Source organism: Streptococcus sp. DTU_2020_1000888_1_SI_GRL_NUU_041A, assembly GCF_032387735.1.
Lineage (GTDB): Bacteria > Bacillota > Bacilli > Lactobacillales > Streptococcaceae > Streptococcus > Streptococcus sanguinis.
The window spans coordinates 1184710-1200985 of the sequence record NZ_CP135591.1; the positions used below are offsets into that span (position 1 = coordinate 1184710).

A 16276-nucleotide genomic window follows, 5' to 3' on the forward strand; every position below is an offset into this window, starting at 1 on the left:
CGAATTGGGGCGTGCTAGTCACGTCTGGGAGGGTCTGATGCGTCAGGTCCCCCTTTTTTTTATAAGCAATTTTCAGAGGTTATCGGTAGTGCTACGATAGCTTTTTTCTTTATCCTTCTTTGATGTGATACCAAAATCAAGTCGTCTTTTTTATGATGGGGAGAGAGTGACAGATTGTTGCTACTTATCAAAAGAAAAGAAGGACTTTTTATGACCAAACAATGTCATCATCACTTTTTAGTCAATCAGGAAAAAGCAGAAAAACACGTCTTCCGTAAAAGTAAGAAGTACCGTACGCTTTGTTCGGTAGCTCTTGGAACTATGGTGACAGCTGTTGTCGCTTGGGGTGGCCAAGTAGCACAAGCTGACGAAGTGGTAACACCCTCGCAAGATAAAACCGTTCAGTTGACAGAAAATCCTGCGACCAACTTACCAGAAGCGCAACCTACACCAGTTGCTGAACAGACGGATAGCCTTGCGTCAACTGGTCAATCAGATGGGGCTATTACAGTCACCGTTCCTCACGATGTTGTGACACAGGCTGTCAATCAAGCAACTGCTGAAGGGGTTACGACCATTCAGGATAAACCTATGGATTTAGGGAACACAACCTCTGCGAGTGATACCAGTAAGCAATTAGATAAGGCGGAAGTGGATGCTGCTAAGCAGGCTGAAGCCATCACTCAGGTGACCAATACCTATAAAGCAGATAAAGCCACCTATGAACAAGATAAAACTCGTGTTGAACAAGGGAATGCTGCGTTGGCTGCTAGTCATAAAGAAGCCACTCAAGCAGGAAAGGCCTTGAATCATTCAGTGGATAGCACAGTTTCAAAAATCAGAGGACAAGATCAGTCAGCTAATGTGACGGTTACCACTCAAACCGTTCCGGCAGGAGATGGCTCAACGGTTTCAGGCTATCAGGATTATACTTCTGCGGTAGCTGCTATTGATAAGCAAAATAAGGACAATCTATCTGAATACGAATCAAAGAAGAAAGTCGCAGACGCCATTGTCGCAAAGAACTTAGTGACTCAAAAGGAAAATGAAGCAGGTCTTGCTAAGGCAAAGGCTGATAATGAAGCAATTGACAAACGCAATCAAGCTGGACAAAAAGCAGTGGATGATGAAAACAAGGCCTCTCAAGCTGCTGTGGATGCCCACAATAAAGACCAACAGAAATTAGTCACAGACCGTGAAGCTGAGATTACGGAAATCACGAAAAGCAATAAGGAAAAAGAAGAAGCTGCCAAGAAAGAAAATGAAGCGATTGATACCTACAACGCCAAGGAAATGGAGCGCTATAAACGTGATTTAGCTGAGATTTCAAAAGGAGAAGAAGGCTATATCTCTCAAGCTCTTGCTCAGGCACTCAACTTGAATAATGGAGAACCGCAAGCACGTCATTCAGCTGATACCAGAAATCCTAATCGTATCGTTGCTAAGGGTGACGCTATGCTTGGTGGGTATTCTAAAATCCTAGATTCTACTGGTTTCTTTGTCTATGATACTTTCAAAACGGGAGAAACCCTTTCCTTTACCTATCAAAATCTTCAAAATGCTCGCTTTGATGGCAAGAAAATCACAAAAGTAGCCTATGACATTACAAACCTTGTTTCTCCAGCTGGAACTAATGCCGTTCAGTTGGTTGTACCAAATGACCCAACAGAAGGCTTTATTGCCTACCGTAATGATGGGACAGGCAATTGGCGAACAGACAAGATGGAGTTTCGTGTCAAAGCCAAGTACTTCTTAGCAGATGGCTCACAAGTCAGCTTCACCAAGGAAAAACCAGGTGTCTTTACTCATTCCTCACTCAACCACAATGATATCGGTTTAGAGTATGTAAAAGACACATCAGGTAAGTTCGTTCCTATCAATGGCTCAACCATTCAAGTGACTAACGAAGGTCTAGCTCGTTCACTTGGGTCAAACCGTGCCAGTGATTTGCAGCTTCCTGAAGAATGGGATACGTCATATAGTAAGTATGCCTATAAGGGAGCGATTGTCTCAACGGTTACATCAGGCAACACCTATACAGTGACCTTTGGTCAAGGGGATATGCCCCAAAATGTTGGTCTCTCTTATTGGTTTGCCTTAAATACCCTTCCAGTTGCACGGACGGTCAAACCTTATAGTCTAAAACCTCATGTGACACCAAAGTTAGAGCCAATTCCAGAACCGATTAAGGTTGTGCCAAAAACCTTTACCCCAAAGACCTTTACGCCAGAGCCACCTGTGAGCTTTAAGGAAAAACCACTAGAGAAAGTTACTCAGCCTAGTCTAACACTTACCAAGGTCACCTTGCCTAAATACCCTACGCCAGAGCCGTTACCAAAAGCACCACACGTGCCAACGGTTCATTACCACGACTATCGTCTGACAACGACTCCTGAAATTGTTAAGGAAGTTATCAATACCGACCAAGTGAACCTTCATGACAAAACGGTCGCAAAAGATTCAACGGTCATTTACCCTTTAACCGTAGACGCTTTTTCTCCAAATCGAGCCCAAATCACTAGCCTCACCTTTGAAGATTACCTTCCAGCAGGCTATGCTTTTGACAAGGAAAAAACGCAGGCAGAAAACGGAAATTATACCCTCAGCTTTGATGCTGCTAAGAACTTTGTGACCTTGACCGCCAAGGAAGCCTTGCTCCAAGAGGTCAACAAAGACCTCACCAAGTCTTACCAACTGGTGGCTCCGAAACTTTACGGTAGCCTTCAAAATGATGGAGCAACCTATTCCAACAGTTATAAGCTCCTCATCAATAAGGGAACCCCAAATGCCTATACAGTGACTTCTAATGTTGTGACAGTGCGTACGCCTGGTGATGGAACGACCACTAGCCGTATTAATCCGCAGAAGAAAAATGAAAATGAAGATGGTATGGTCATTAACGATACAGTAGTGGCTTTAGGAACAACTAATCATTACCGTTTGACCTGGGATTTAGATCAATATAAAGGCGATAGGTCTTCTAAAGAGACAATTGCTCGTGGTTTTTTCTTTGTAGATGACTACCCAGAAGAAGTGTTGGACTTAGTAGACCAGGGAACAAGTATCACCACTCCTGATGGCAAAGCCGTATCAGGGATTACTGTCAAGGATTATGCGTCGCTGTCAGAAGCTCCAAAAGACCTTCAAGATAAACTCGCTCATGCTAAGATTTCTCCTAAAGGGGCTTTCCAAGTCTTTATGCCTAATGACAATCAGGCTTTTTATGACCAGTATGTCAAAACAGGCACTTCCTTGAACCTTGTCACTAAAATGACAGTGAAAGATGACTTCTATGGGAAAACGGCAACCTATCGAAACAAGGCTTACCAAGTGGATTTTGGGAATGGCTATGAAACCGATGAGGTGACGAATACCCTTGTTAGCCCAACACCTAAAAAACAAAACCTTAATAAGGATAAGGTGGATATCAATGGCAAACCGATGGTAGTCGGTTCACAAAACCACTATACCCTGTCATGGGACTTGGACCAATACCGTGGCATTAAGGCTGATAAGACTCAGATTACACAAGGGTTCTACTTTGTGGATGATTATCCCGAAGAAGCTCTATTACCAGATGACACAGCTATTCAACTTGTGACAACTGATGGCAAAGCTGTCACAGGCGTGACGGTAAAAACTTATACGAGCTTATCAGAAGCTCCTAAAAAACTACAAGTAGCTCTTTCAAAACGCAAGATTGCGCCTAAAGGAGCCTTCCAAGTCTTTATGGCAGAAAATCCACAAGCCTTCTATGATTCTTATGTAACGAAAGGTCAAAACATCACCATCATCACCCCTATGACTGTCCGTGAGGAGATGGCAAATACAGGCAAGTCTTATGCCAATGTGGCTTATCAAGTAGACTTTGGGCAAGCCTATGAAACCAATACGGTAACGAATCACGTGCCAAAAGTAACACCACATAAAACTAATACCAATAAAGAAGGCGTGTCTATTGATGGCAAGACCGTTCTTCCAAATACCGTCAATTATTATAAGATTGTTCTTGATTACAGTCAGTACAAGGACTTGGTCGTAACCGATGATGTTCTTGCCAAAGGTTTTTACATGGTGGATGATTACCCTGAAGAAGCGCTTATCCTAAACGCAGATGGTGTTCAAGTGATGGATAAGGCAGGAAATCTTGTCAAAGGGATTTCGGTGAAAGCCTATGCCTCATTGTCAGAAGCGCCTAAAGTGGTTCAAGATGCTATGGCCAAACGTCAGTTCACACCAAAAGGAGCCATTCAAGTTTTAAGTGCTGAAGATCCCAAAGCGTTCTACGAGGCTTATGTTAAAACTGGTCAAACCTTAGTGGTGACCCTTCCAATGACCATTAAGAATGAGCTGACAAAGACTGGTGGGAAGTATGAAAACACCGCTTATCAGATTGACTTTGGTTTGGCTTATGTGACAGAGACAGTGGTCAATAATGTGCCAAAACTAGACCCACAAAAAGATGTGGTGATTGATTTATCACAAAAGGAGAAAAGCCTTGATGGAAAAGAAGTTGCCTTGAATCAGGTCTTTAACTACCGTTTGGTGGGAGCACTCATTCCAGGCAATCGTGCGACACCACTCATCGAATACCGCTTTGACGATGATTACGATGAAATCCATGACGACTATAATGGTGTTTACAAGGCTTACACTGTGGTGGATGTCACTCTTAAAGATGGAACGGTTTTACCAAAAGGGACAGAAGTGACCAAGTACACGCTACAACAGGTCGACACGTCAAAAGGAACGGTTACCATCAGTTTTGATCAGGAATTCCTTGAAAAACTAGCAGAAGAATCCGAGTTTCAGGCAGATGTTTACGTGCAAATGAAACGAATCGCTTCAGGTGTAGTAGAAAATACCGTATTACATACTGTCAATGGCTACACCATCAGTTCAAACACGGTTAAAACAACTACTCCTGAACCAGGGCCACCAACTCCGAATCAACCAACACCACCTCAACCACCTATTCCAACACAAGAAGCACCAGTTCCAGCAAGTGTCTTACCAAATACAGGAGAGAGTCAATCACTCTTAGCGCTTGTCGGTGGAGGACTTCTTTTTGGCCTAGCTTACGGACTTTCTAAACGCAAAATGGAGGACAACTAGATGGAACCTAAAAGCATTTACACAATGGATTCAGACCAAGATGGCCTAACGGATGCTCAAGAGTTAGCTTTAGGGACTAATCCTTTTAGCAGTGATACGGATAGTGACGGACTGACAGACCTTGAAGAAGTCCAACAAGGCTTGAATCCAATTCAACAGCGTAAGGAGAGAAGCTATGGCTTGGAATTATGACACAATTTCTAGAACTCTTTCTGAGATGGCACGAGAAAACTATAAAGACATGGTTAAAGCCTTTTTAGCCATGGAATTGAGTATCAAAAACAAGTCACTTCTTGATACGCTCTATCAAGACTTTATGGGCATTGATGACTTGTCTTTAGTTAGTGATGACCTGCGCCTAAGAGCAGACGGTTATCAGGAACAGCTTCAAGAAGAAGTGACGGACCTCTTGGATAAACTCTATCGAACAGGTGAGGGAGCTAGTTTCATTATGGAAGTGATTGTGTCCAACAATATTTCTGAGTCCCTTGCTCAGTATGAGGTTTTGAATGAGGAGGATTATTCGCCTCTCACCTTAGAGACCTTGCAGGACATTATCCAAAAGGAGTTGTCTTTAACGAGTCAAGATTATTTTGGAGATGTGACCTATCTCGCCCTGCAGAAAGATTTGTTAGACCAGAAAAGCCATTTCTTACAACAGTATGTGACAACTTTAATGGATAAGTTACCACAAGAAAAAGACCAAAGCGCCTTGGTCCTAGACTAAAGCAATGGGCTGAGAATACCTCTCAGCCCCTTTTTAATTGGAGGAACATATGACTCAAGAACAATTACTTGAAATGTTGCGGGCAAGATTGCCACGTGACCAGATTCTTTTGGAATCCTTTTTACGCTATCAAGCAGTCCATTTTGATGAGGATTGGGATAGCCTTATCCAAAATTTTACAACCCAAAGAGGAGTAGTCACCTCACCTGTTCAAGTGGTTCGCTTTGAAACAGAAGTTTCTGCTTTTGTAGAGGCGAGCCCCTTTGACGAGGCAACAGACCTAAGCAGCTACACACAGACCTTTGGTCAGGCTGGCTTAAAGAAGTTACCTCAGTTAAACAGTGATGAGAAAGCCTTGGTGATTGAGGTAGCCCTCTTTAACCTAGCCACTCGCTTTCATCTCTTAGATCAAGAAGGCGCCTATCAGTCCATTTCGGTAGCTTCTCTTTTGGATAAAGGCAAAGCTGCTAATTTGGTCAATGTCTATCGAGTGGCCAATAATTTGTCTGACCGTATTAGCCGTGATATTGAACAGTTTCTTCTCACTTATGAACCTGAACTAATAAGCACCCAGGAAACGGTAAAGGAAAGAGAAGAGGTAGTTGAAGAAAAAGTAGTTCCAGAACCTTCTCAGGACATCACCTTTCGTGAAGAAGGACTTGTCATAATCGCAAGTCTTGATGAGGAAGAGTTATCACAACTAGATTTACGAACAGGGCAAACAGAACATTTACCAGCTTATGAACATCTAAACTTGTCTCAAAAATTTGAGATATTAAGTCACTTTGACCAAGTGCGAAATAGCCGTCCAAAGCTACCAAACCTGAGACGTGGGGAGTTTGACCATGAAATGGAAATGACGCCAATCTATGAGGACAATGAGCTATTAACCTATTTAGAAGCAGATGGGACAGCCTATGACTTACAACGTCCTCTAACACCTCAAGAAGAAGTAATCTTAGCTGAAATGGGTCAAACCATTTTGGCTGAAAATACCGAAAAACTGACTCGTTTAGGGATAGACTTAGCTGACGTTGATGAGCAGCAACGTGGGATACTGATAGATGCTGCAGGGCGTTTTCATTTGATTAATGCCGACCTAGCCATATTAGGGGGCTATCCTAAGGCAACCGTCACTCAATTAGCCCTTGTGACAGAATTGCTTCAGATGGGATTAACGCATGACAAGGCAGAATTTTTCTTGACCAGTCAGCTAGACTTAGAAGAAGCAAGACCCATTGCCTACGCCTTCTTGCATGAAGACCTTACTCTTGAAGAAGCTAGAACCTTTGAAAGGGACAAACTGTCCCAACCTGACCTATCCTTTAGGGAATGGCGAGAACACATCTCACAAACAAAACCTGAAATCATGACTCAATCACTCCCTCAAAATCCTATCGTAGAGGAAGCCCTTAAACGCTATCCGATTGCTTCGATTGTGACTTATAAGGGGCAAGAGTTTCAGGTAATGGCCATTGAGGACTCAGGCGTTAATAACCTGATTCGGATTGAATTACAAAATGATTTCACAGATATGATTGAACAAAATCCAGTTCTTTTCTTACGGACATTAGAAGATATCACTCAAGCTCTTCATGTTCCTTCTGTCGAAGAAAAAGAGGAAGTGGAAGAACCTAGCCTAGAATTAGACCTCTTTTCTTTTATGGATATGGAAGAATCTCAAGAGCCGGTTTCTCAAGTGACAACATCTCTATCATCAAATAAGAAAGAGGCTAAACAAGAAGAAGCATTGTCAGAAGATGAGTTGGAACCAGAAGTCACTGAGACGCTCCCAGTCACAGATTTTCACTTCCCAGAAGATCTGACAGACTTCTACCCTAAGACAACAAGGGATAAGGTTGAAATGAATGTGGCTGCTATTCGTTTGGTGAAAAGGCTTGAATCTGAATACCGTCAAGCCACACCAAGTGAACAAGAACTGCTTGCCAAATACGTGGGCTGGGGAGGCTTAGCTAACGAGTTCTTTGACGAGTATAATCCCAAATTTTCTAAGGAACGTGAGGCATTAAAAACGTTAGTCACCGATAAAGAGTATACAGACATGAAACAGTCCTCTCTGACCGCTTACTACACAGACCCTCACTTGATTCGTCAGATGTGGGAGAAGTTAGAACGTGATGGCTTTACTGGTGGTAAAATCCTAGACCCGTCTATGGGAACGGGAAATTTCTTTGCGGCAATGCCTAAACATCTGAGAGAAAATAGTGAGTTGTATGGTGTAGAGCTAGACACGATTACAGGGGTTATTGCCAAATACCTTCATCCGAATAGTCACATTGAAGTAAAGGGCTTTGAGACCATTGCCTTTAATGACAATAGCTTTGATTTGATTCTCTCAAATGTGCCGTTTGCTAATATCAGGATTGTGGATAGTCGCTATGACAAGCCCTATATGATTCATGATTACTTTGTTAAAAAATCTCTTGACTTGGTGCATGACGGTGGGCAAGTAGCCATTATTTCCTCCACAGGAACCATGGATAAACGGACAGAAAACATTCTCCAGGATATTCGTGAGACGACTGATTTTCTAGGTGGTGTGCGTTTACCAGATAGCGCCTTTAAGGCCATTGCAGGTACCAATGTCACAACAGATATGTTGTTCTTCCAAAAACATATGGATAAGGGATATGTGGCAGATGATTTAGCTTTTTCAGGTTCTATTCGCTATGACAAGGATGACCGTATTTGGCTCAATCCATATTTTGACGGGGATTACAACAGTCAGGTTCTTGGGACCTATGAGGTTAGAAACTTTAACGGTGGGACACTTTCTGTGAAAGGCACTTCTGATAACCTAATAGAAGCTGTACAGACAGCTATTAAACAGGTTAAAGCGCCTAGAAGTGTTGACCCTTCTGACATTCTTATCACTCCTGATGTGATGAGAAGACAAGTCATTGATACCTCGATTCCTTCTGACATCAGAGAAAGCTTAGACCAGTATAGCTTTGGCTATAAAGATTCTACGGTTTACTACCGTGATCATAAGGGCATTCGTGTAGGGACAAAAACTGAGGAGATTAGCTACTATGTGGACGAAGAGGGTAACTTTAAGGATTGGGATACCAAGCATTCTCAAAAACAGATTGACCGTTTTAATGCTTTAGAAGTGACCGATAGCACCGCTCTTGATGTGTATGTGACAGAAGAAGCCGCTAAACGTGGGCAATTTAAGGGCTATTTCAAAAAGACGGTTTTCTATGAAGCACCTTTGTCTGAGAAAGAAGTTGCACGGATTAAAGGGATGGTCGATATTCGTAATGCTTACCAAGAGGTGATTGCCATTCAACGCTACTATGATTACGACAGAGATGAGTTTAATCACTTGTTAGGACATCTCAATCGGACCTATGATAGTTTTGTGAAACGCTTTGGCTATGTCAATAGTGCTGTGAACCGTAACCTCTTTGATAGTGATGATAAGTATTCGCTCCTTGCGAGTTTGGAAGATGAAAGTCTTGACTCAAGTGGTAAGACTGTTAGTTATACCAAGTCGCTTGCCTTTGAAAAAGCCTTGGTTCGTCCTGAAAAGGAAGTGACGGCAGTTTCTTCTGCCCTTGACGCTCTCAATTCTAGTCTAGCAGATGGTCGTGGTGTAGATTTGGATTACATGATGTCTATTTATCAGACGGATTCTAAAGCGACTTTGATTGAGGAATTAGGAGACGCTATTATTCCAGACCCAGAACGCTATCTAAACGATAGGGAAGTGGTCTATGTGTCTCGGCAGGACTTCTTATCAGGAGATGTGGTGACTAAGTTAGAGGTTGTGGACTTACTCATTAAAGCAGACAACTCTGATTTTCCTTGGGTCTATTATCAAGGTCTCTTAGAAGACGTGAAACCACCACGTGTGACCTTAGCTGATATTGATTATCGGATTGGCTCACGTTGGATTCCTCTAGCCGTTTATGGGAAATTTGCCCAAGAAACCTTTATGGGACAAACCTTTGATCTCACAGACCAAGAAGTAGCAACTGTCCTTGAAGTCAGTCCGATTGATGGGACGATGTCCTACCAATCCAAGTTTGCCTTTAGGTATTCTACCGCAACGGATAGAAGTCTAGGTGTGTCTGGTTCACGCTATGATAGTGGCCGAAAAATCTTTGAAAACCTGCTTAATTCCAATCAACCAACCATTACCAAACAAGTGGAAGATGGGGATAAGAAAAAGCATGTGACAGACGTTGAGAAGACAACGGTTCTTCGTGCTAAGGAAACTGAGCTTCAAGAACTCTTCCAAGACTTTGTGGCAAGTTACCCTGAGGTGCAACAGATGATTGAAGAGACTTATAATAGTCTCTATAATCGTACGGTCTCCAAAGTCTATGATGGTAGCCATTTAACCATTGATGGGCTTGCCCAGAATATTTCCTTACGACCTCATCAGAAGAATGCTATTCAACGGATTGTGGAAGAAAAACGAGCGCTTCTAGCTCATGAAGTCGGTTCAGGTAAGACCTTAACCATGCTTGGAGCAGGTTTCAAACTGAAAGAACTGGGAATGGTTCATAAACCTCTTTATGTGGTGCCATCAAGTCTGACCGCTCAGTTTGGACAAGAAATCATGAAGTTCTTCCCAACCAAGAATGTCTACGTGACGACCAAGAAAGATTTTGCGAAAGCCAAACGTAAACAGTTTGTGTCACGGATCATCACAGGGGACTACGATGCCATTGTCATTGGGGATTCCCAGTTTGAGAAAATTCCCATGAGTCAGGAAAAGCAAGTGACCTATATTCAAGATAAGTTACAACAACTTCGTGACATCAAGCAAGGCAGTGATAGTGATTATACCGTTAAAGAAGCAGAGCGTTCCATCAAAGGTTTGGAACACCAATTAGAAGAACTCCAAAAACTGGAACGTGATACCTTTATTGAATTTGAAAATCTTGGGATTGACTTTCTCTTTGTGGACGAGGCTCACCATTTTAAGAATATCAGACCCATTACAGGACTTGGTAATGTCGCAGGAATTACCAACACGACTTCTAAGAAGAACGTAGATATGGAGATGAAAGTGAGACAGGTTCAAGGAGAACATGACTATCGTAATGTGGTCTTTGCGACAGGAACACCAGTCTCTAACTCTATTAGTGAACTCTATACCATGATGAGTTATATCCAACCAGATGTCTTAGAACGATACCAGGTATCTAATTTTGATTCATGGGTAGGGGCTTTTGGGAATATCGAAAATTCTATGGAACTAGCACCGACAGGGGATAAATACCAACCCAAGAAACGCTTTAAGAAATTTGTGAACCTGCCTGAACTCATGCGGATTTATAAGGAAACAGCTGATATTCAGACCTCAGATATGCTTGATTTACCTGTTCCTGAAGCTAAAGTCATTGCGGTAGAGAGTGAACTCACAGAAGCTCAGAAATACTACCTTGAAGAGTTGGTTGACCGTTCAGACGCTATCAAGTCAGGCAGTGTTGACCCTAGTGATGATAACATGTTAAAAATCACTGGGGAAGCTAGAAAATTAGCCATTGACATGCGCCTCATTGACTCAGCCTATACCCTATCGGACAATCAGAAGATTATGCAAGTGGTGGATAATGTGGAACGTATTTACCGTGAGGGAGAAAATTTGAAAGCTACCCAGATGATTTTCTCTGATATTGGAACACCTAAAAGTAAGGAAGTGGGCTTTGATGTTTACAATGAACTTAAAGATCTACTTGTTGATCGAGGGATTCCCAAAGAAGAAATAGCCTTTGTCCATGACGCTAATACGGATGAGAAAAAGAACTCTCTGTCACGCAAGGTCAATAGTGGAGAAGTACGGATTCTCATGGCTTCTACGGAAAAAGGTGGAACAGGTCTAAACGTCCAGTCACGTATGAAAGCAGTCCACCATTTGGACGTTCCCTGGAGACCAAGTGATATTGTCCAACGTAATGGCAGGTTAATTCGTCAAGGCAATATGCACCAAGAGGTAGATATTTACCATTACATTACGAAAGGGAGCTTCGATAACTACCTCTGGCAAACACAGGAGAATAAACTCAAATACATCACGCAAATCATGACCTCTAAAGACCCAGTACGATCGGCAGAAGACATTGATGAACAAACCATGACTGCTTCAGACTTTAAGGCTTTAGCGACAGGTAATCCTTATCTCAAACTAAAAATGGAACTAGAGAATGAGTTGACGGTATTGGACAATCAAAAGCGTGCCTTTAATCGCTCCAAAGATGAGTATCGCCATACCATTTCTTACTGTGAGCAGAACCTCCCTGTCTTAGAGAAACGCCTTAGCCAATATGACCGTGATATTGCCCAATCTTTGGCAACTAAGTCACAAGATTTTATCATGCGGTTTGACAATCAAATGATGGATAACCGTGCAGAAGCTGGAGACTATCTACGAAAACTCATTACCTACAACCGTTCGGAAACCAAAGAAGTAAGAACGCTTGCGACCTTTAGAGGGTTTGAGCTTAAAATGGCAACCAGAAGTCTTAGTGAGCCCTTGCCAGATATGGTGTCTTTAACCATTTCAGGCAGCAACCAGTATTCTGTCTCTTTAGACTTGAAATCAGACGTGGGAACGATTCAACGCATTACCAATGCCATTGACCATATCTTAGAAGACCAAGAAAAGACAGAAGAAATGGCTAACAATTTGAAAGATAAGCTATCTGTCGCAAGGGTTGAAGTGGAAAAGGTCTTTCCTAAAGAAGAGGATTATCAGCTGTTTAAAGCTAAGTATGACCTTCTTGCCCCCTTGGTTGAACAAGAAGCAGAGGTTGAGGAAATTGATGCAGCCCTAGCTAAGTTCAATGAAACGATCCAACCACAACAGGACCAACAACTTTCGCTTGATTTTTAAGAAAAAGGCTGACAAAAAATAATGAACGCGGTAAAATGACATTAAGAAATCATCAAAGGAGAATTGATTATGACCCAGACAGTAGAAGATATACGTTACCAATTAGAAGAATGGTTAGCACAAGGTTTTACAAGCTCCGAAGATAGAGCTAACTATCAAGCCTTAAAGGAACAATATGAAGATGAAACCCTTGATTACAGCTTTTCAAAGCGAGAAATCATTGGTCAATTAGAGGTGATTATCACGACTCGTGAGAATGACTTTCCAGACTTAGATGAAGTGACTAAAGGAGAGTATCTAGACCTGGTTGAACAACTTGATAATCTGGACAAGGGACAGGCAGATTATTATCGTAAGCAATTAGCGTAGAAAGATGTACAGATATGATTGAACAAATTATTCAAAGTCTTTTCATTATCGCAGCAACAGGACTAATTTTACTTGTCCTTTACCAGATTGCGAAGATGCTTGGAAGCTTATTTATCATTGGATTAATCGGATTTTTAGCTTTCACAGAAGTCTATGGGATTTACCTCTTTTTTACAGAACGATACCTCTATTTGGAAGATTTAGCCACCAATGGTATTTTGAGCTTTACCACTTTCTATATTATTTTTAATCTTTTACTTGTCTTTGGACTTGTTAGAAAAGTTGTTAGAAGTCGGATGGCATGACGTAATGGGATTACCTAAGTTTGGTAGTCCTTTTCTTTATTGTGATAACTTTTTCAAGTTCATCTTGTTATCATAGTGCTATCTTATGGAAAAAGGAGATGGCACTAGTGATGTTAAATAAAATGAAGGCTAGATTTTTGATTGGTTTTGGTGGTCTAGCAGTCACCAGCTTTATGGTGATGATGGGTTATACCATTGGTTCTCAGTCTGTGACCAGTCACACGCAGAAACAAATCCAATCTGAAGCTCATAAATTATTGACAAAAGTGAAAGAAAAGGAAAAGGCGAGTGTTCTCTCTGATGAGTTGGTTAAAGAATTTCTCACGCAATACTACACCAAGGAAAAGCTGGGCGAGAACAACAACCGTATCAAGCCCTATATGACAGATTCTGCCTTTAAGGAAGAAGTAGCTCGTCAAGAAGATTCTATCAACCAAGTCTATAAAGACTATATGTTGGATTATCGCTTTGAGTCTGCCAATATCTATGTCAATTCAGAAGCAAATGAAGCCCTTGCGGAAGTGTCTTATCAAGTTATCTATGTGTCTGATGTCAGTGATAAGGCTCAGAAAAGTACACAGACAGAAACGACCTCTCTTAAACTATCTTATGCCAAATTGTCAGATAAACTCCTTGTCAATCAGGTAACCATTTGGAATGGGAAGCTAGGGGACTTGAAAGAGTCTTCTGATGGAGTAAATTCAAGCATTCCAAAGATTCAAGGCACTACTACAAGTGAGACCAACTAGCAGGAGTATATCTTCTGCTTTTTTTGATAAGGAGATGGCATGACAAGAATTGAAAAAGTGAAACAAAAGGCGATTTTAGAGGTGGCAGAAAGTCTAGGTTATTCTTTTAAACGACTATCAGGGCAAGTCTATGAACATCCAGAACACGATTCCTTTAGGATTTTTGCGGACACCAATACCTTTAAATGGTTTTCACGTGACGTACAGGGAGATGTGATTGATTTTGTTCAGTTAATGACGGGAGTGTCTTTTAAAAAAGCCCTGTCTTACCTTGAAACTGGAGACTTTGAACAAGCTAAAATCGTCGAAGAGACTTACCAACCCTTTCGTTATTATCTAAGAGAAGAACCATTTGACCAAGCACGGATATATCTGAATGACATTCGTGGTTTAAGTGATGACACTATCAATGCTTTTGGCAGACAAGGTCTATTAGCACAGGCTCATTACCAGACAAAGACCTTTCAGGAATCAGTTCTTGTCTTTAAGAGTTACAATCATCTTGGCCAACTAGAGGGAGCAAGTCTTCAAGGGCTTGTCAAAGATAATCAGAGACATGATCGAGGTTACCTCAAGAAAATCATGAAAGACTCTCATGGCTATATAGGGATGAGCTTTGATATTGGAAAACCGAAACGCCTTATCTTTTGTGAATCGGTGATTGATATGATGAGTTATTATCAACTCCATCAGAAGCAGTTATCAGATGTGCGTTTAGTTTCTATGGAAGGCTTAAAACTCTCTGTGATTGCGTATCAGACTTTACGATTAGCAGCTGAGGAACAAGGCAAACTTGAGTTTTTAGATACTGTCAAACCAAGTCGATTAACGCATTACCTTCATGCTATACAAGAGACGACTACCTTCTTTCAGACGCACCCAGGCTTATTAACCTTGGCTGTTGACAATGATGAAGCAGGGAGAGATTTTTGTCAGAAATTATCTGAGAAAGGACTTCCCACTGAAACAGACTGTCCACCATTACAGGAACTGGAAACTAAAGCAGATTGGAATGATATTGTAAAATATCAAAATAATTATTCTCTAAAAGATGTGATACAATCGGCCAAGTTACAAGTTATCCGAAGCAATCCTCCGCCTAGAAAAAATACCGCTTTAGAGTTGTGATAACAAAATCAAGTTTCTTAGTTTAATCTAGAAAGTGATAAGGAGGACACCCTATGAGTGTGATTGAACGCCTAGCTGAAAGAGTGGCTAGGCAAGAGGAAAAAGTTGCGAAAGAAACGGAAAAACTAGAAACTTATCGCAGTCAATTACAAACAGCGATGTATCAAGCCTTTATCAAACGCCAACAAAACAGTCCTTGGACATTTGATGAAGCATTGACGCAAGCCTTTGGCCAAGATGAACAAAAACCAATACCATCAGATAATTGAAATGAGGAATAACATATGACAAAAGATTGGACCTTTGACCAACCACTAGATGATAACACACAGACATCTTCCACAGAAGAACGTGCGAAGATTGCGGCACTATTTCATAAAGAAAACCAAGAGGGCGCTGAAGACGTTGATTATGTGGCAGCCTTTGAAATGGAACAACAAAAAGCTAAGGAGAAATCCGTTTCACAACCAAAAACTCAAGAGCAATCCACACCAAAAGTGGTGTCCTCCTCTAACATTACAAACGACTACAAGCAACATCTAGCTGATGTGATGGCTCAGAATAATGAAGACATTCTTCAAAGTCAGAAGAAAATCGAAGAGTTGCACCAGTTGATTGATGACAAAAATAAGCAAAATAAGAAATTACAAGCCATTTCAGCAGCTATTGATGACTTGTAAGTGAGGCAGTCCTTACAAGGGCTGCTTTTTATAAGGAGATAAGATGAGGTTATTCAAAAAACAAAGACACAACCAAGATAGTTTTAAACAACTCATTCATCGCTTATCAGGAATGTCTGAAGCTGACTTACATAAGGTCAACCAATTATTAGATGTCGTTTTTGACGCTACACGTCAAACTATCGAAGATGAAAAAAAGTCTCCTGAAATATTGCTAAAGGAGCCTATATTAGATGAGACCATAACTGAAGCTAAGAATAAATTGAAGACTGAGCAACTTGAAAAGCGGATAGAGCAATTTAGGCAGGCAAAGAAACCTAAAAATGAGTAAA

The 16276-nt window shown here is 41.4% G+C and carries 11 protein-coding genes; all 11 read left to right on the plus strand.

Features of this window, described 5'->3' with window-relative positions; translation table 11 throughout:
• Nucleotides 1–210 precede the first annotated feature (210 nt).
• Nucleotides 211–5115, plus strand: coding sequence for an SspB-related isopeptide-forming adhesin (locus tag RSK81_RS05740; RefSeq protein ID WP_315687699.1), 4905 nt, complete (start codon nt 211–213; stop codon nt 5113–5115).
• The gene (locus RSK81_RS05745) at nt 5116–5307 is read left to right on the plus strand and encodes a thrombospondin type 3 repeat-containing protein (RefSeq protein ID WP_000433422.1); all 192 of its coding nucleotides are present in this window, start codon (nt 5116–5118) and stop codon (nt 5305–5307) included. It abuts the gene before it with no gap.
• Entirely contained in the window at nt 5291–5842 is a 552-nt protein-coding gene (locus RSK81_RS05750; protein ID WP_000312517.1) for a hypothetical protein, read from the plus strand. The genes RSK81_RS05745 and RSK81_RS05750 overlap by 17 nt, the downstream gene beginning before the upstream one ends.
• A 49-nt stretch (nt 5843–5891) precedes the next feature.
• Nucleotides 5892–12713, plus strand: coding sequence for a DEAD/DEAH box helicase family protein (locus tag RSK81_RS05755; protein ID WP_002921323.1), 6822 nt, complete (start codon nt 5892–5894; stop codon nt 12711–12713).
• A 69-nt stretch (nt 12714–12782) separates the two neighbouring features.
• On the plus strand, nt 12783–13082 hold the full coding sequence (locus RSK81_RS05760; RefSeq protein WP_000195243.1) for a DUF5962 family protein: 300 nt from the start codon (nt 12783–12785) through the stop codon (nt 13080–13082).
• 14 nt (nt 13083–13096) lie between these two features.
• Nucleotides 13097–13387: a DUF5966 family protein gene (locus RSK81_RS05765; RefSeq protein WP_000572502.1), complete on the plus strand. Its 291-nt coding sequence runs from the start codon at nt 13097–13099 to the stop codon at nt 13385–13387.
• A 110-nt stretch (nt 13388–13497) separates the two neighbouring features.
• Nucleotides 13498–14136, plus strand: a complete 639-nt coding sequence (locus RSK81_RS05770) for a hypothetical protein (protein ID WP_000932867.1) — start codon at nt 13498–13500, stop codon at nt 14134–14136.
• Nucleotides 14137–14175: 39 nt separating this feature from the next.
• Nucleotides 14176–15264 carry a toprim domain-containing protein gene (locus RSK81_RS05775; RefSeq protein WP_000196745.1) on the plus strand — a complete coding sequence of 363 codons (1089 nt, stop codon included), beginning with the start codon at nt 14176–14178 and terminating at the stop codon, nt 15262–15264.
• Between the two features lie 53 nt (nt 15265–15317).
• Complete coding sequence (locus tag RSK81_RS05780) at nt 15318–15533, plus strand: DUF5965 family protein (RefSeq protein ID WP_000110927.1); 216 nt, start codon at nt 15318–15320, stop codon at nt 15531–15533.
• 15 nt (nt 15534–15548) lie between these two features.
• Nucleotides 15549–15944 carry a DUF5945 family protein gene (locus tag RSK81_RS05785; RefSeq protein WP_000159227.1) on the plus strand — a complete coding sequence of 132 codons (396 nt, stop codon included), beginning with the start codon at nt 15549–15551 and terminating at the stop codon, nt 15942–15944.
• A 43-nt stretch (nt 15945–15987) separates the two neighbouring features.
• Nucleotides 15988–16275: a hypothetical protein gene (locus RSK81_RS05790; protein WP_001235982.1), complete on the plus strand. Its 288-nt coding sequence runs from the start codon at nt 15988–15990 to the stop codon at nt 16273–16275.
• The last annotated feature ends 1 nt before the right edge of the window (nt 16276 follow it).